This window comes from Rhodococcus sp. UNC23MFCrub1.1, assembly GCF_000686025.1.
Classification (GTDB): Bacteria; Actinomycetota; Actinomycetes; order Mycobacteriales; family Mycobacteriaceae; genus Rhodococcoides.
This window is the reverse complement of sequence record NZ_JMLQ01000005.1, coordinates 229,116-245,726: the sequence shown is the minus strand read 5'-3', so window position 1 is coordinate 245,726 and position 16,611 is coordinate 229,116. Positions and strand designations below refer to the sequence as shown.

15 protein-coding genes are annotated in these 16,611 nt (G+C 68.7%); 10 read left to right on the top strand and 5 right to left on the bottom strand.

Annotation, left to right across the window (positions count from 1 at the left end):
• The first annotated feature begins 66 nt into the window (after window positions 1-66).
• Together BR07_RS0114635 and BR07_RS0114630 are read left to right on the top strand one after the other, a co-directional pair.
• Window positions 67-2,340: an ATP-dependent DNA ligase gene (locus BR07_RS0114635; protein ID WP_027506088.1), complete on the top strand. Its 2,274-nt coding sequence runs from the start codon at window positions 67-69 to the stop codon at window positions 2,338-2,340.
• A 193-nt stretch (window positions 2,341-2,533) separates the two neighbouring features.
• Complete coding sequence (locus BR07_RS0114630) at window positions 2,534-3,742, top strand: lipase family protein (RefSeq protein ID WP_027506087.1); 1,209 nt, start codon at window positions 2,534-2,536, stop codon at window positions 3,740-3,742.
• A gap of 10 nt (window positions 3,743-3,752) precedes the next feature.
• Here the strand turns inward: BR07_RS0114630 and BR07_RS0114625 are convergent, their stop codons facing one another.
• The 4 genes from BR07_RS0114625 to BR07_RS0114610 all read right to left on the bottom strand — a co-directional run bounded on the left by BR07_RS0114625 (window position 3,753) and on the right by BR07_RS0114610 (window position 9,493).
• A complete protein-coding gene (locus BR07_RS0114625; protein ID WP_027506086.1) occupies window positions 3,753-5,627 on the bottom strand; it encodes an ABC transporter ATP-binding protein in 1,875 nt (624 codons plus the stop codon).
• Window positions 5,628-5,727: 100 nt separating this feature from the next.
• Window positions 5,728-8,046: an endopeptidase La gene (gene lon, locus BR07_RS0114620; protein ID WP_027506085.1), complete on the bottom strand. Its 2,319-nt coding sequence runs from the start codon at window positions 8,044-8,046 to the stop codon at window positions 5,728-5,730.
• 192 nt (window positions 8,047-8,238) lie between these two features.
• On the bottom strand, window positions 8,239-8,634 hold the full coding sequence (locus BR07_RS0114615; RefSeq protein ID WP_027506084.1) for an OsmC family protein: 396 nt from the start codon (window positions 8,632-8,634) through the stop codon (window positions 8,239-8,241).
• Window positions 8,635-8,677: 43 nt separating this feature from the next.
• Window positions 8,678-9,493, bottom strand: coding sequence for an alpha/beta fold hydrolase (locus BR07_RS0114610; RefSeq protein ID WP_027506083.1), 816 nt, complete (start codon window positions 9,491-9,493; stop codon window positions 8,678-8,680).
• 118 nt (window positions 9,494-9,611) lie between these two features.
• Here BR07_RS0114610 and BR07_RS24710 point away from each other — a divergent pair, with 118 nt between their 5' ends.
• Both BR07_RS24710 and BR07_RS24705 read left to right on the top strand, forming a co-directional pair.
• Window positions 9,612-10,169 (top strand): DUF4190 domain-containing protein, encoded by a 558-nt coding sequence (locus tag BR07_RS24710; RefSeq protein ID WP_231476364.1) that lies wholly within the window; start codon window positions 9,612-9,614, stop codon window positions 10,167-10,169.
• Window positions 10,170-10,217: 48 nt separating this feature from the next.
• Complete coding sequence (locus BR07_RS24705) at window positions 10,218-10,484, top strand: hypothetical protein (RefSeq protein ID WP_056695702.1); 267 nt, start codon at window positions 10,218-10,220, stop codon at window positions 10,482-10,484.
• Window positions 10,485-10,493: 9 nt separating this feature from the next.
• On the opposite strand, the gene BR07_RS0114595 is transcribed toward BR07_RS24705, so the two are convergent.
• Window positions 10,494-10,979: a ribonuclease H family protein gene (locus BR07_RS0114595; protein ID WP_027506082.1), complete on the bottom strand. Its 486-nt coding sequence runs from the start codon at window positions 10,977-10,979 to the stop codon at window positions 10,494-10,496.
• 136 nt (window positions 10,980-11,115) lie between these two features.
• On the opposite strand from BR07_RS0114595, the gene BR07_RS0114590 reads away from it, so the two are divergent.
• From BR07_RS0114590 to BR07_RS24700, 6 genes are all read left to right on the top strand, one after another.
• On the top strand, window positions 11,116-12,147 hold the full coding sequence (locus tag BR07_RS0114590; protein ID WP_231476363.1) for an oxidoreductase: 1,032 nt from the start codon (window positions 11,116-11,118) through the stop codon (window positions 12,145-12,147).
• Complete coding sequence (locus BR07_RS0114585) at window positions 12,137-13,099, top strand: DNA-3-methyladenine glycosylase family protein (protein WP_442970341.1); 963 nt, start codon at window positions 12,137-12,139, stop codon at window positions 13,097-13,099. Before BR07_RS0114590 ends, BR07_RS0114585 begins: the two co-directional genes overlap by 11 nt.
• Before the next feature lie 175 nt (window positions 13,100-13,274).
• Complete coding sequence (locus BR07_RS0114580; protein WP_027506079.1) at window positions 13,275-13,793, top strand: VOC family protein; 519 nt, start codon at window positions 13,275-13,277, stop codon at window positions 13,791-13,793.
• A gap of 61 nt (window positions 13,794-13,854) precedes the next feature.
• The gene (locus BR07_RS0114575; RefSeq protein WP_027506078.1) at window positions 13,855-14,802 is read left to right on the top strand and encodes an aldo/keto reductase; all 948 of its coding nucleotides are present in this window, start codon (window positions 13,855-13,857) and stop codon (window positions 14,800-14,802) included.
• 10 nt (window positions 14,803-14,812) lie between these two features.
• The gene (locus BR07_RS0114570; RefSeq protein ID WP_027506077.1) at window positions 14,813-15,298 is read left to right on the top strand and encodes a DUF309 domain-containing protein; all 486 of its coding nucleotides are present in this window, start codon (window positions 14,813-14,815) and stop codon (window positions 15,296-15,298) included.
• Between the two features lie 50 nt (window positions 15,299-15,348).
• Complete coding sequence (locus BR07_RS24700; RefSeq protein WP_037185969.1) at window positions 15,349-16,611, top strand: multidrug effflux MFS transporter; 1,263 nt, start codon at window positions 15,349-15,351, stop codon at window positions 16,609-16,611.

The following is a 16,611-nucleotide window of genomic DNA, read 5'->3' as shown; positions in this document are numbered from 1 at the left end:
GCCACCGAGCGTGGCACCGCTCTCGAACATACCCAGCTCGCGAAGCACGCAATCTATCCTGGACCCATGGCATCGCTGGAGGTCGCGGGGCGACAGATCGCCTTGACCAACGTCGACAAGGTGCTGTGGCCGGAGACGGGCACCACCAAGGGCGAGGTGATCGACTACTACGTCGACATCGCGCCCGCGATGCTCCCCCACCTTCTCGGACGCCCGGTCACGCGGAAGCGATGGCCGAACGGGGTCCAGGCAGGCTCGTTCTTCGAGAAGAACCTCGCCGCGTCGGCCCCGGACTGGCTCGATCGACGACGTCTGCACCACTCCGACCGCGTCGTGGTCTACCCCGTCTTCCACACCGCCGCCGATCTCGCGTGGCTGGGACAGCAGGCTGCGCTGGAAGCCCATGTGCCGCAATGGACTTTCGACGGCGACGAGCAGGGCAAAGCCACCCGCATCGTCTTCGATCTCGATCCGGGCGAGGGCGTCGACCTCGACACCTGCGCGACCGTGGCCTGTGAGGTACGGGCGATGATCACCGACATCGGGCTCACCGCCCACCCCCTCACCAGTGGTAGCAAAGGCATACACCTGTACGTCCCGCTGGAGAAGCCGGTCTCGTCGTCCGGTGCCTCGACCGTCGCGAAACGCGTTGCGACGCTTCTCGAGGAGAAGATGCCCGATCTGGTCACCGCATCGATGTCGAAGGCTCTGCGGCCCGGGAAGATCTTCCTGGACTGGAGTCAGAACAACGGCAAGAAGACCACCATCGCGCCGTACTCGCTGCGCGGACGCGACCGCCCTACCGTCGCGGCTCCGCGGACGTGGGACGAGCTCTCCGGCGGCGGTCTCGCCCAACTGAGCTTCGAGGAGGTGCTCGCTCGCTTCCACCGGGACGGCGATCTGCTCGCCGGCCTCGATCCGGAGCCGGAGGCGTCGACGATCACCGACAGCCTCGGTCCGTACCGCGGCAAGCGGACTGCCTCGCGCACACCGGAACCCGTCCCGACGACATCGACGACTCGGGAATCCGCGGACCCGATCTTCGTCATCCAGGAACACCACGCACGTCGACTCCACTACGACTTCCGACTCGAGCGCGACGGCGTGCTGGTCTCGTGGGCGGTCCCGAAGAATCTGCCGACGGACGAGAAGAAGAACCATCTCGCCGTGCACACCGAGGACCATCCGATGGACTACGCATCCTTCGAGGGGACCATCCCGCAGGGCGAGTACGGCGGCGGCGAGGTGAGCGTCTGGGATCACGGCACCTTCATCACCGAGAAGTGGCGGGACGACGAGGTCATCGTCGAACTCGCGGGTGAGCGCGTCGCGGGCCGGTACGCACTGATCCGGACCGACCGGGACCAGTGGCTCGTGCACCGGATGACATCGCGCCCCCAGCCGACACGCACGGAACTGCCCCAGCACCTGCGGCCGATGCTGGCGTCCGCCGGAACGCTGTCCGGACTCGAAGCCGACGAGTGGTCGTTCGAGGGGAAGTGGGACGGCGTCCGCATCGTCGCGACCCTCGACCACGGGGACGTCGTGCTCGAGAGTCGGACCGGACAGGACCTCACGCGCCGCTACGCGGGGATCACGGCGCTCGCCGCGGATCTGTCCGACCATGCGGTCGTACTGGACGGTGAGGCCGTGGTCTACCGCGCGGACGGAGTCACCAGCTTTCAGGCACTGCAGGACGCGCATCCCGACGACGTGCAGTTCATCTGCTTCGACATCCTCCACCTCGACGGCACGGATCTGACGGGCAAGAAGTTCACCGACCGGCGCATGATCCTCGAACTGCTCCTGACCGGCCTCGAGACGGCGACCGTCTCGCCGCTCCTGCCCGGCACAGCGGCGGGAGCACTGTCCGAGAGCGAACGCCGCGGGTGGGAGGGCATCGTCGCGAAGCGGCGGGACTCGACCTACGAGGTGGGCCGACGCAGCACCTCGTGGATCAAGGTGAAGAACTGGCGGACGCAGGAGGTGGTCATCGGCGGATGGCGCGCCGGCAAGGGTTCCCGCACCGGGAGCATCGGGTCGCTCCTGCTCGGCATCCCGTCGGAGAACGGACTGCACTACGTCGGGCGCGTCGGCACCGGGTTCACCGAGCGCCAGCGCGCGGACCTGCTGACACTGCTGCGCCCGAGCGTCGTCGACGAGTCACCGTTCGACGACCCTCTCCCCACCGCCGACCGCCGCGATGCGACGTGGGTGGCCCCCACCGTCGTCGGCGAGGTGCGGTTCTTCGAGTGGACGGACGGCGGCTCGTTGCGCCATCCGAGCTGGCGGGGCCTGCGTGAGGACAAGACCGTCGAGGACGTTCACCGCGAGGACTGAGCGCTCCCACTCGAGTGGACAAAGTTTGGACCTTACACAAGAACCACCGAATACGGTTGTCGCCGTCGTGTCGCTTGCTTACGGTTCGATCACGGGGCCGGGGCGCCGTTTCCCGAGTGGAACCGAGCGCTCGGGCAGTGTTCAATGTGGCTGTCGTTCGATAACCGCACAGTCGGTTCGTAGGAGTGTTCCAGTGAGATCCATTCGTCGCCTCGTGCTCGCCGCGGTCACCGCAGCCGTCGTCGCTGCCGCCCTTCCGGGGACCGCAGCCGCAGACGCCCAGTACCCGACCCCCAGTGCCGACCCGTTCTACTCCGCGCCGGGCGACATCTCCGGGCTCGCACCGGGCACGATCCTCGCCAGCCGTCCGATGCCCAACCCGCCCAACTTCATCGGCGTGTCGACGTGGCAACTGGCGTTCCGCAGCACCGGCAGCGAGGGCAACCCCATCGTCGGTGTCACCACCGTCTTCGTCCCACTGGGGAAGGCGCCCGACGGCCCGCTGCTCTCCTACCAGCAGATCGTCAATGCTCTCGGCCTGAAGTGCGCGCCCTCGCAGGCGTTGTGGTCGACCGACCCGAACGTCGTCATCCGCGACGCCGCCGCCTTGAACGCGGTGTTCACCCGCGGCTGGTCGGTCTCGATGCCGGACCACCTCGGCCCCAACAGTGCCTACGGTGCCGCCAAGCTGGGCGGTCAGATCACGCTGGACGGTATCCGCGCTGCCAAGAACTTCGATCCGCTGCAGCTGCGCAACAGCCCCGTCGGCATGGGCGGCTACTCCGGCGGCGGCATGGCCACTGCCTGGGCAGCCGCGTTGGCACCCTCGTACGCACCCGAGTTGAACATCGTGGGCAGCGCCCAGGGTGGCGTTCCGATGAACCTGTTGAAGATGGCCTACATGCTCGGCGAGAACACACCGCACCCCGTGTTCGGGCTGGCACTGGCCGCGGCGATCGGTCTCGGCCGCGAGTACCCGGACCGGATGCCCGTGTCGCAGAACCTGACTCCCCAGGGCACGTCGATGATGAATCAGATCGCCGACTCCTGCACCAACGACATCCTGGCCGTGGGCGCCAACCACAGCGCCGCGGAGATCACCGCGAACAAGTCGGTGTTCGCAGATCCGCAGGGCCGTGCCGTCGTGGAAGAGAACAGTGTCGAGCTCTACCCCGGCGTTCCGCGCGCACCGATCTTCGAGTGGCACAGCCCGACCGACGGGCTCATCCCCGTCGACGCCATCGACAGCACCACCGCCCGGTACTGCAGCGCCGGCGCTCGAGTGCAGACGCTGCTCACCCCGACCCCCGACCACCTCAGTGGCGCGTTGCTCGGGCTGCCGTCCGCACTGCAGTGGCTGAACGATCGCTTCGCCGGTCTGCCTGCACCCAGCACCTGCTGATCGCGGAGGGTCAGGCGCGGACCGGTTCGTCGAACTGCGTGCGGTAGAGCTCGGAGTAACGACCCGAGTTCGCCAGCAGTTCGGTGTGCGTACCGCGCTCGACGACGCGGCCGTTCTCGATGACCAGGATGAGATCGGCCGCCCGGATGGTGGAGAGCCGGTGCGCGATGACGATGGACGTCCGTCCCTCCAGTGCCTCGGCGAGTGCCTCCTGCACCGCGGCCTCGGAAGTGGAGTCCAGTGACGCGGTGGCCTCGTCCAACACGACGACGGTGGGACGCGCCAGCAGCAGGCGGGCGATGGTGACGCGTTGACGCTCACCACCGGAGAAGCGATAGCCGCGCTCGCCGACCACCGTGTCCAGGCCGTCCGGCAGCGACAGCACCAACTCCTCGAGACGCGCACGCCGCAGCGCGGACCAGATCTCCTCCTCCGTCGCATCCGGGTGCGCCAGGGTGAGATTGGACCGCAACGTCTCGTGGAACAGGTGGCCGTCCTGCGTGACCATGCCGACGGTGCGACGGATCGATTCGGCCGTCAGATCCCGCACGTCGACGTCGCCGATGCGCACGGCACCGGAATCCACGTCGTACAGCCGCGAGACGAGCTGCGCGATGGTCGACTTTCCTGCACCGGACGAGCCGACCAGGGCCACCATGTGTCCGGGCTCGGCGCGGAAGGACACCCCGTGGAGCACCTCCTCGCCGCCGCGAGCATCCAGGACGGACACGTCCTCCAGAGACGCCAGTGACACCTTGTCGGCCGATGGATAGGCGAAGCGGACGTCGTCGAACTCGACGGTGACCGGGCCCTCCGGAACCGCCCGGGCGTCGGGCTTGTCGGTGATGAGCGGATCGAGGTCGAGGATCTCGAAGACCCGCTCGAAGCTCACCACGGCGCTCATGATGTCGACGCGGGCGCTCGCCAGTGCGGTGAGCGGCGCGTACAGCCTGGTCAGAAGCAGCGCGAGCGTCACGACCGACCCTGCGTCGAGCTGCCCCCGCAGCGCGTAGAAGCCACCGAGGCCGTAGACGAGCGCGAGTGCCAGCGCAGACACGAGGGTCAGCGCCGTCACGAAGACGGTCTGGACCATGGCCGACCGCACGCCGATGTCGCGGACGCGGCCCGCCCGCAACGCGAACTCGGCCGACTCGTGGCCCGGGCGTCCGAACAGCTTGATCAGTGTCGCGCCGGGAGCGGAGAAACGCTCCGTCATCTGCGTCGACATGGCCGCGTTGTGCGCGGCGGCCTCACGCTGCAGGCGGGCGAGCCGAGTGCCCATCCTGCGGGCCGGGAGCACGAAGATCGGCAACAGCAACAGTGCCAGCAGGGTGATCTGCCAGGAGATCCCGAGCATGACGACGAGGGTGAGCAGCAACGTCACGAGGTTGCTGACGACACCCGACAGCGTGCCGCTGAAGGCGCGCTGCGCCCCGATGACGTCGTTGTTCAGCCGCGAGACCAGGGCACCGGTGCGCGTGCGTGTGAAGAAGGCGATGGGCATCTTCTGCACGTGGTCGAACACGCGAGTACGGAGGTCGAGGATGAGGTTCTCGCCGATCCGCGCCGAGAGCCACCGGTTCACCAGCCCCGTACCGGCATCGAGCAACGCCACGACCGCGATGATGACGGCCAGCACGAGGACCGTCCCGTACGCGCGGCCCTGCACGATCGCGTCCACGACACGGCCGGCCAGTACGGGCGTCGCGACGGCCAGGACCGCCGCGACGACGCTGAGGATCAGGAACCCGACGAGCAGGGAGCGCAGGGGCCGCGCGAACACCATGATCCGCCGCACGGTCACCCGGGAGAACGGTCGGTGATCGTCGCCGTTGGTGTGCATCGATCGGTACATCTGGTTCCACGCGGTCATTTCCATACTCATGTGGAACCTCCTGTTACTCGTCACGATCTCTGCACACCCACGGCGCGGCCCGTTCACCTGCACTGAGGGCAACCCCCGCGCTGCCCCGCTCATTCCGTGGTCAGGCCGCGGCGACCTGCTCCCGCGCAGGTTCGAGGGCTTGGGCGACGATATCGGCGACGTCCGACATGGGCCGGACGTCGACGGCAGCCCGTACCTCGGCCGGCACGTCGTCGAGATCGGGCTCGTTCCGCGCGGGAACGAACACGGTGGTGAGTCCGGCGCGCTGAGCGGCGAGCAACTTCTGCTTCACCCCACCGATCGGGAGTACCCGACCGTTCAGGGAGACCTCGCCCGTCATGCCGACGTCGGACCGCACGGGTCGCCCCGTCGCCATCGACACCAGCGCGGTGACCATCGTGACGCCCGCGGACGGGCCGTCCTTCGGTACGGCGCCGGCCGGCACGTGGATGTGGATCGCCTTGTCCAACGCCGTGGGGTCCACCCCGAGTTCCGCCGCGTGCGACCGCACGTAGGAGAGCGCGATCTGCGCCGACTCCTTCATGACGTCGCCGAGCTGACCGGTGAGGGTGAGACCGGCGGTGTCACCCGTCGAGCTCGCTTCGATGAACAGGACGTCGCCGCCCAGACCGGTCACGGCCAGGCCCGTCGCGACACCGGGGACCTCGGTGCGTTCGTGTGCCTCGGGGGTGAAGCGGGGCCGTCCGAGGTAGGTGACCAGATCGGGCTCGTCCACCGTGATGGGCCGCTCGTCCTGCGCCAGCACGGTCGCCACCTTGCGCAACGCCTTCGCCAGCAGTCGCTCGAACTGACGGACACCGGGCTCACGGGTGTAGTCGGCGGCGATCGTGCGGAGTGCAGCGTCCGTGACGGTCACCTCGGCATCGGTCAGTGCAGCGCGGTCGACCTGCCGCGGAAGCAGGTGGTTCCGTGCGATGACGACCTTGTCGTCCTCGGTGTAGCCGTCGATGGTCACCAGTTCCATACGGTCCAGTAGCGCCGTCGGAATCTGGTCGATCACGTTGGCGGTCGCCAGGAACACCACGTCCGACAGGTCGAGATCGAGGTCCAGGTAATGGTCCCGGAACGTGTGATTCTGAGCTGGATCGAGGACCTCGAGCAGCGCCGCCGCGGGGTCACCGCGGAAGTCCGAGCCGATCTTGTCGATCTCGTCCAGCAGGACGACAGGATTCATCGAGCCTGCCTCGGCGATCGCACGCACGATCCGGCCCGGCAGGGCTCCGACGTACGTACGCCGGTGTCCGCGAATCTCGGCCTCGTCGCGCACGCCACCGAGGGCGATGCGAACGAATTTGCGGCCCAACGCCTTCGCCACCGACTCGCCCAGCGAGGTCTTGCCCACGCCGGGGGGACCCGCCAGCACCATGACGGCACCGGATCCGCGTCCGCCCACCACCGTCAGACCGCGTGAAGCGCGCCTCGATCGGACGGCCAGGTACTCGGTGATGCGGTCCTTCACGTCGTCGAGTCCGTGGTGGTCGGCATCGAGAACGGCGCGCGCTGCCACGATGTCCGTGCTGTCGTCGGTCGTCACCGTCCACGGCAATTCCAGGACCGTGTCCAACCACGTTCGGGTCCAACCACTCTCGGGACTCTGATCGCTCGAGCGCTCCAGCCGGCCCACCTCGCGCAGCGCCGCCTCACGAACCGAGTCGGGCAGGTCTGCGGACTCGACGCGTCCGCGGTAGTCGTCGGCACCGTCGGGCTCGCCCTCGCCCAGCTCCTTGCGGATGGCGGCGAGTTGCTGGCGCAGCAGGAATTCCTTCTGCGTCTTCTCCATGCCGTCGCGGACGTCGCCCGCGATCTTGTCCGTCACCTCTACCTCGGCGAGGTGGTCGGTGGTCCACTCGGTCAGCACCGTCAATCGTGCTGCCACGTCCGGGGTCTCGAGCAACTGCCGCTTCTGGACATCGGTGAGCCACGACGCGTAGCCGGCGGTGTCGGCCAGCGCGGACGGGTCCGAGAGCTTGTTCACCGAGTCGATGACCTGCCATGCCTCGCGGCGCTGCAACATGGCCAGAACGAGCTTCTTGTACTCCGCGGCGAGAGTCCGTACGGCGTCCGTCGGCTCCGGCTCGGACACCGGCTCGGCCTCCACCCAGAGGGCCGCGCCGGGGCCGCTCACGCCGGACCCGATGTGCGCACGCTTCTCCGCCTTCAGCACCGCAGCCGGCTCACCGGTCGCGAGACGGCCGACCTGCACGATCGTCGCCACGACACCGTAGGCGGGGTAGCGGTCGTCCAGTCGTGGGGCGATCAGCAGAGTGCCGTCGGCGCTGGTCCGCGCGGCGTCGACCGCAGCGCGGGCAGCGTCGTCCAGTTCGACCGGCACGACCATGCCGGGCAGGACGACGGGGTCGGTCAGGAACAGAACGGGCAAGCGAGTCGATTCGCTCATGGGGTCCTCCAAAGTTCAGCGTGGTCAGCTCAACTTGGCGGCGGTCCCCGGTGTTCCCGCAGATGAGGGCGTTCGCTGGAGGCGGACACGGCGGGGGCCGAGAGTGGTTCCCGCAGGCATTCCATGCTCCCGCAGCGGCTGCAACCACTACCGCGAGGCGGAACACCCGCGGGAACGGTCAGCCGGCGGCGCTCACTCGCTCAGCGTCACGTCCACGCCGGTGACGGTCTTGAGGAACGGGCAGATCGACCGTGCCTGCTCGAGCACGTCGCCCGGGTTGTCGACGCCCGGCAGTGTCACGCCGAGGCGGTAGGCCGCGTCGTAGCCCGCGCCGTCCGCGGAGGACAGCGTCACCTGTCCCTCCACCGACGCGCCGTCGAGGGATCCCCCCGCGGTACCGACGGCGATGCGCAGCGACTCGAGCAGGCAGGAGCTCAGCGCAGCGGCCATCAACTGTTCGGGGTTGGTCGCCCCACCCGGACCCCCGAGGTCGGAGGGCTCGTGGACATCGAGGGAGAGCACGTCGTCGCTCGAGGAGATCGATCCGTCGGTGGCGGTGACAGTGGCGGTGTACAGGTCTTGGCTCATGTCTGCCGGGTGTCCGCGAACCGCTGTCCGCAAACCACCGAGGTCAGGAGTGCTCGGCAAGGAAGCCGAGCACCTCGTCCTCGAACTTCCGCGGCTCGTCCAGAAACAGTGCGTGACTGCTGTTCTCGAACACGACGGTGCGCGCGCCGGGAATCGTGTCACCCACGTACTGTGCCGCTTCCCACGGAAACGCCTTGTCGTGCTTGCCCACCATGACCAGTGACGGCAGCTCGAGTGCCGGCAGCAGATCGCGCCAGTCGTGGTGGGTGTGGTCCGCCATCACCGCGTTGCGCGCCTCTGAGGACATCTTCGCCATCTCCGCGAGGAGGACCTCGACACGCTCGGCGGGGAGGTCGGTGGCGGTGATCTCGTCGAGCTGTTCGCGGTCGAAGTTCTCGCGGTCGTACGTCACACGGCCCTGCACCGCGGCCAGCGACGCGTCGTCGAAGATGCTGGTGTGCGCCAGGGTCCACTCGGGCGTCCGGTACTGCCGCGGAGTCTGCGCGACATAGATCGCCTGCGCCAACAGGTCGGTGCCGAACAGCTCCTGGTAACTCCAGATCACGGGACAACCCAGTGACCACCCCAGGACTGTGACGTCCGTCAGCTCCAGCCCCACGAGCAGATCGCGGAGGTCCTTGGCCAACCTCGACACCCGGTAACCGTGGCCCGAGTCCTCCGAATCACCGTGTGCGCGCAGATCGACGGTGATCACACGGGCATGCTCGGCGAGCCGATCGACACTGCCGTCGAAGAAACGGCCGCTGAATCCCCACCCGTGCAGCATCACGAGCGGCCGTCCCGTTCCCTGGTCGGTGTAGTGCAGGACTGTGCCGTCGCTGACGGTCCACGTACTCATCCTGCTGAGATACCCCACCGGACACCTGCGGTAACGGTGCGATCACGCACTCACGCCGGAGGTGCCGTCCGGCGCTACAGTGCGAGACACCAGCCGAGTCGCCCGTCAGGAGAGACCAGTGAGCGGTCCCACGCCCGAGTACGGCCAGCAGCCCGAATATGGTCAGCAGCCCCCGTACGGCCAGCAGCCTCAGTACGGTCAGCAGCCTCAGTACGGTCAGCAGCCCGGTTCCGGCGGGCAGTACCCACCACCCGGCGGCTACGACGGCGGCTACGGCCAGCCCCCGGTCAGCCCGAAGAACGGCGTGGGAATCGCGGCGCTGATTCTCGGCATCCTGTCGATCCTGGCCTTCTGGACCTTCGGATTCGGCATCTTCCTGGGCATCATCGCCGTGGTGCTCGGCGTGCTCGGCCGCGGCCGAGTCAAGCGCCGCGAAGCCACGAACGGCGGCGTCGCCACGACGGGGCTGGTGCTGGGTGTCCTCGGCATCATCGGTGGCGCGGTGTTCATCGCCCTGACCGTATGGGTGTTCAACGAGGTGGGAGTCGGCGACCTCGCGACCTGCCTCAGCGACGCCGGTGGCGACGCGACACGGGTCGAGCAGTGCCAGCAGCAGTTCACCGACAATCTGGAGAACCAGTTCTCGGTGACCCTGACGCCCGCTCCGACGCCGTGACAGGTGCGGAAGGGTTGACCGCGCGGTCGATCGGGCACACCGGTGCTCATGAGTGATTCCGTGAACGAGCCCGTCGACACCGCATCCATCGACCCGCGCGAGGAGTCCAAGGGCACGGGTGCGGACACTGCACAGAGTCCGGACGAGCGCGACGAGGCCGTGCGCGAGTTCGACAACCATGCCGAGGCCGAGCCGGCGCCGACCCTCGATCGGAGTGAAGCCGCCGTGGACGAGGGCAAGGATCTGCCCGCCCCGAGTCCGCGCGACGTGACCGCCGGCGACAAGGACGACAAGCAGACCGCTCGCCAGGAATGAGCCTCTGCTCTAGAAGAGCGTGACGGGTTCCTGTGCGCCCACCGGCTCGCACGGCGTCAGCGAACCGTCTCGGATCGCCCGCGCAGCGATTCCTGCAAGCTCGTCCGCCATCTCGTTGAACTGGTTGCCCACGTGTCCGCGGACCCAGCGGAACCGCACCGGACCCTCGCGCTCGGTGATGGCACGGTCGATCGCGCGGACCAGTTCCAGATTGCGCACCGGCCCACCCGTGGACGTGCGCCAGCCCTTGCGCTTCCATCCGGCGAGCCACTCCGACGCACACTTGATGGCGTACTGACTGTCCGACTCGATGAGCATCGGCTCCGGACCCGGATGCGCGGCCACGGCCTCGTACAACGCCCTGAGCTCGGCGATCTGATTCGTGCCGGACGCTTCTCCGCCGGAGGCGGACGGGCCGGTGTGGTCGACCCAGGCCCAGCCGATGGCCCCGCCGGGGTTCTTCAGGCACGAACCGTCGGTACTCACGATGATCACCCTCGAGACAGTACGGCCGAGGACCGACAATTCCGCGGTCCCGCGCCGAGCGCACACCCTGTCCACGGCTCGGCCTACTCTCGAACGTGAACCATCAGCCCAGACTTCGATCTGGACCGACACAGGGAGACGCCACGTGACCTCGCCGACCGACGATCGATCCGCCACCGAGATCCCGGAGAACTTCCGCGCCCTGGTCGCCCGGCAGACCGACGACGGTGTGGATCTGACGTCCGAGACGGTCGACCTGTCGTTCCTGCCGGAGGGCGAGGTGGTCGTCCGCGTCGAGTACTCGGGCGCCAACTACAAGGACGCCCTGGCCGTCACCCCGAAGGGCGGAGTGGTGCGGGAGTACCCCATCGTCCCCGGCATCGACCTTGCCGGTGTGGTGGTCTCCTCGACGTCCGACGGGGTGTCGGTCGGTGACCGCGTCGTGGCACACGGCTACGAGATCGGCACCGGACGTCACGGCGGCTACGCCGAGTACGCGCGCGTTCCGGCCGAGTGGGTCGTGCCGCTCGCGGACGGACTGTCGACGGCCGACGCCGCCACCATCGGCACCGCGGGCTTCACCGCCGCACTCAGCGTGCAGGCCCTGCTGGCGCGTGGCCTCACCCCGTCCGACGGTCCGGTACTGGTCACCGGAGCGAGCGGCGGGGTCGGCAGTGTCAGCGTGGACCTGTTGTCGCAGGCCGGGTTCGAGGTGGTCGCCTCCACCGGCAAGGAGTCGGCACACGACCTGCTGACCACACTCGGCGCGTCCTCGATCATCGGCCGCCTCCCCGAGGACCCCGACGCGGCGCCGCGTCCCCTCGGGAAGGCGCAGTGGGCCGCCGCGGTCGACTGTGTCGGCGGCAAGACCCTCGCGCACGTACTCAGCACCACGAGGTACGGCGGCGCGGTCGCCGCCAGCGGGCTCACCGGGGGAGCCGGGCTCTCGACCACGGTGTTGCCCTTCATTCTCCGGGGAGTGGCCCTGCTGGGCATCGACTCGGTGCAGTTGCCCATCGAGGCCCGACGCACCCTGTGGAACGACCTGGCCGGTTCCCTGCGCCCGAGTCGGCTCGCCGAGGTCACCACCGAGGTGACTCTCGACGGGGTGGCGGGAGTGCTCGACTCTCTGCGCGATGGGGCCACCATCGGTCGCACCCTCGTCCGTGTCGGCTAGCTCGTTTCCCGTGCTCGACCCCGGACACACTTCCCGCGGCGGCGCGGTGGAGATCACTCTCACCTCGGATCGCCCACTCGCCCTGCGGTATTCGTTGTCGCCACACCGCCGCGGAGCGGGCGATCCCGCCCATCGGGTGGAGGCCGACGGATCCATCTGGCGCACCTCACGGTTTCGCACGGGGCCGGTGACGTATCGCCTGCGCCAGGTGGACCGGTTCGAGGTGACCTGCGAGGCCTGGGGCGCCGGCTCCGCGGAGTTCCTCGACTCTCTTCCGGGGCTCGTGGGCATGGAGGACGACGCCGACGGATTCGCGCCCGAGCACCGCATCCTCGCGGAGGCGCATCGTCGATTTCCCCATCTGCGCATCGGCCGCACCGGGCAGGTCATGGAGGCGCTGGTCCCGGCCGTTCTGGAGCAGAAGGTGCACGGGGTCGCCGCCTTCGCGGCATGGCGCTACCTGCTCTCGAAGTTCGGCGAGCCGGCACCGGGACCGGCGCCCGCGGGAATGCGGGTACCGCCGCCCGCCGAGGTCTGGCGGCGGGTGCCGTCCTGGGAGTTCCACCGAGCGAACGTGGATCCGAAGCGCTCCAAGACGATCGTGCGGAGCGCGGCCCTGGCCGACAAGCTCGAACCGATCGTGTCCATGACGAGGGAGGATGCCGAGCGCCGGTTGCGCCACGTTCCCGGAATCGGCGTGTGGACCGCGGCCGAGGTGATGCAACGGGCGCTGGGAGATGCGGACGCTCTGTCCGTCGGCGACTACCACCTGGCGTCGGTGATCGGATGGACGTTGACGGGGGCACCGATGACGGACGACGAGATGCTCGAGTACCTGGCGCCGATCCGGCCGCACCGCTATCGCGCGGTACGTCTGCTCGAGGTCAGCGGAACGGCCCTGCGCCCGAAGTTCGGTCCGCGCACCGTGGTCACCGACCACCGCCATCACTGACGGACGCTGCAAGGCGTGTGCACACAGGCACCCGTGAGCCCACACGATCTCCCGCACGCAGGAGCGGGTGTTCGGTTCACGCAGGCTGTGTCCACGCGGCTGCGGGAACAACCGGGGTACAGTTGAAGTTGAAGCTTCAAGCTAACGACAACGCCTCGATCCGAAGGGACCTCTCATGGCCATCTCCCGTCTGAACCACGCCGTGCTCTACGTGCGCGACGCCCAGCGCAGCGCACGCTTCTACTCGGACGTGCTCGGTTTCCGCGTCGTCATGTCCATGGGCGATCGCGCCGTGTTCGTGCAGGCGCCGGACAGCACGAACGACCACGACCTCGGCCTGTTCTCCGTCGGCGACGGAGCGGGCGCGTCCCCGGCCGGCCGCAGCACCGTCGGGCTCTACCACCTGGCCTGGGAGGTGCAGACGCTGTCCGATCTCGTCGACCTGCGGGAGAAGCTGGCCACCGCGGGCGCACTGGTCGGCGCATCCGATCACTCGACGTCCAAGAGTCTCTACGGCCAGGATCCCGACGGCATCGAGTTCGAGATCGCCTGGCTAGTGCCCGCGGACCGCATCGACGACGCCGTCCTCCACGGTCGTTCCAGCATCGCTCCGCTGGACCTCGACGCGGAGATCGCTCGTTACGGCGCCGACACCACGGGCGGCATCGGCGTCAGCACGGCGGCGCTGTCCTGACGGACGCCTCTCACCCGGTGCCGGGCGGAAATAGCGACGGCTCACAGGTGTTGCACCGAACATGACTCGTATCGGAACCTCGGACCTGGACGTCTTCCCGCTCGCACTCGGTGCCAACACCTTCGGATGGACGAGCGACGAGCCGGACTCGCACCGCATCATCGAGGCCTTCCTCGGAGCCGGTGGTTCGCTGATCGACACCGCGGACTCGTACTCCGCCTTCGCCCCCGGTAACTCGGGCGGCGAGTCGGAGACGGTGATCGGGAACTGGTTCACCTCGACGGGCCGGCGCGACGACGTCGTCCTGGCCACCAAGGTGAGCCAGCACCCCCAGTTCAAGGGTCTGGCCGCGGGCACGGTCGCTGCTGCGGCCGACGCGTCGTTGCAGCGCCTGCAGACCGATCGCATCGACCTCTACTACGCACACTTCGATGACGCGGACACCCCGCTCGAGGAGACGGTGGCCGCCTTCGACGCACTCGTGAAGGCCGGCAAGGTGCGGTATGTCGGCATCTCCAACTACACGGCGGAGCGCGCGCGGCAGTGGATCGACATCGCACAGCGCGAGGGGTTCGACGCACCCGTGGCGCTGCAGCCGCACTACAACCTGGTGCATCGCCGCAGCTACGAGCCGGAGCTGATGGAGGTCGCCGAGAAGAATCAGTTGGGCGTCTTCCCGTACTTCGCGCTCGCCTCGGGCTTCCTGACGGGCAAGTACCGCACGCGCGAGGACATCGAGGGCACACCCCGTGCAGCGATGACGTCCGGCTACTTCAGTGACGCCGGCCTCGAGGTCGTCGGGGCGCTCGCCGACATCGCGGACGCACACGGCTCCGCGATCCCCACCGTGGCACTGGCGTGGCTGCTCTCCCGCAACGGCATCGTGGCACCCATCGCCAGCGCGAGCCGTCTCGAACAGCTCGCGTCCCTGACGGACGCCCCGACGTTGTCGCTGACCGCCGACGAGCTCGACCGTCTGACCGCATTGTCGGACAAGGTCGGCGAGTAGCGTCGTCTCGGTGGTCACGCCGAGACGAGAGCGCAACCCCGAGGGCCGGCCGCAGAACGGCCGGCCCCGCGACGGGCTCGGACGTCCCCTGCCCCGCGGAGCCGAGGGCGTCGAGCGCATTCCGGACGACGTCCAGCTCCCGCCGGTCGAGTCCCTGGTCCGTGCCCAGCAACTCCTCGACGACGGCATGCCCTTCCACGCGCACGAGATCCTCGAAGGCACGTGGAAGATCAGTACGCCAGGGGAACGTGCACTGTGGCAGGGCCTGGCCCAGCTCGCCGTCGGTCTCACCCACCTGCTGCGGGGGAATAGCGTGGGAGCCACCTCGCTGTTGACGCAGGGACGTGATCGCATCGGGACGTACGCCGACGCACCCCACGACATCGACATCGCGGGCCTGATGCGGTGGGCCGACCTTCTGGTGGCTGCGCTGGACCGCGGGGAGTCCCCGCTTCCGACAGTCCCGCACCTCACGCATCGCCGACAGTTCACCTGACCGTCACACGGATCGGGAACACATCGCGGCCGCACGGTGCTGCACCCCGGGTGACGACAGACTCCCGCACCACCTCGGCGACTCCCGGCACGGCAGTCGGTACCTCCGACCAGCCGGCCGCACCCTCCAGGCTTCGCACCATCCTGGTTCTCGGCGCCCTCGTCGCGCTGGGGCCGCTCACGATCGACGTCTACCTCCCGGCGCTGCCCGCGATCACCGAGGACCTCGGGTCCACGGATGCCGCGGTGCAGTTCACCCTCACCGGCACCCTCATCGGACTGGCCGTGGGACAGCTGGTGATCGGGCCGCTCTCGGACTCCCTGGGACGTCGACGGCCCCTCATCGCCGGAACGATGATCCACATCGTCGCGTCGCTCCTGTGCATGATCGCTCCGACCGTCGGCGTCCTGGGTGTGACCCGAGCCCTGCAGGGCTTCGGTGCCGCCGCCGCCATGGTCATCGCGATCGCCATCGTCCGCGACCTGTTCGACGGCAGGGCCGCCGCCACCGTGATGTCGCGTCTGGTCCTGGTCATGGGCGTCGCGCCGATCGTGGCACCCAGCCTCGGCAGCCTCGTCCTCATCCACGGGTCGTGGCGCGGCGTGTTCGCCGGGCTCGCGGTCGTGGGTGCCGCCCTCATGCTCGTGGCGATGTTCCTGCTGAAGGAGACGCTCCCCGAGGAGCGTCGTCGACCCAACGAGTTCCTGCCCGTCCTGCGCACCTACGGATCGTTGCTCGGCGACCGACGGTTCGTGGTTCTCGTTCTCGTGGCCGGCCTCGGTATGTCCGCGCTGTTCGCCTACATCTCCGGCAGCTCGTTCGTGCTGCAGGACGGCTACGGACTCGGCGAGCAGCAGTTCGCCCTGGTGTTCGGCATCGGCGCCGTCGCACTGATCAGCGCGTCGCAACTCAACGTCCTGGCGCTGCAGCGCTTCACCCCGCAGCGGATCGTCACCGTGGCACTGGTCGCGATGGCCGCGTCCGGCGCCGCCCTCATCATCACCACGACCACCGGATTCGGCGGCATCGTCGGATTCATGGTGCCCGTGCTGTTCGTGCTGGCGTCGGCAGGATTCGTCATGCCCAACTCCCCGGCGCTCGCCCTGTCACGCCACGGTGAGGCCGCCGGCACCGCCGCCGCTCTGCTGGGTGCCGCGCAGTTCGGCATCGGTGCGCTCATCGCGCCCCTGGTGGGCGTCCTCGGCAACGACGGCCCGGCCATGGCCATCGCGATGACCGGTGGCGCGACCATCGCGCTGCTCGCTCTCGCGAGCGTCCGGTCCGAGAAGCCGGTACCCGCCGACGCGGTCTGA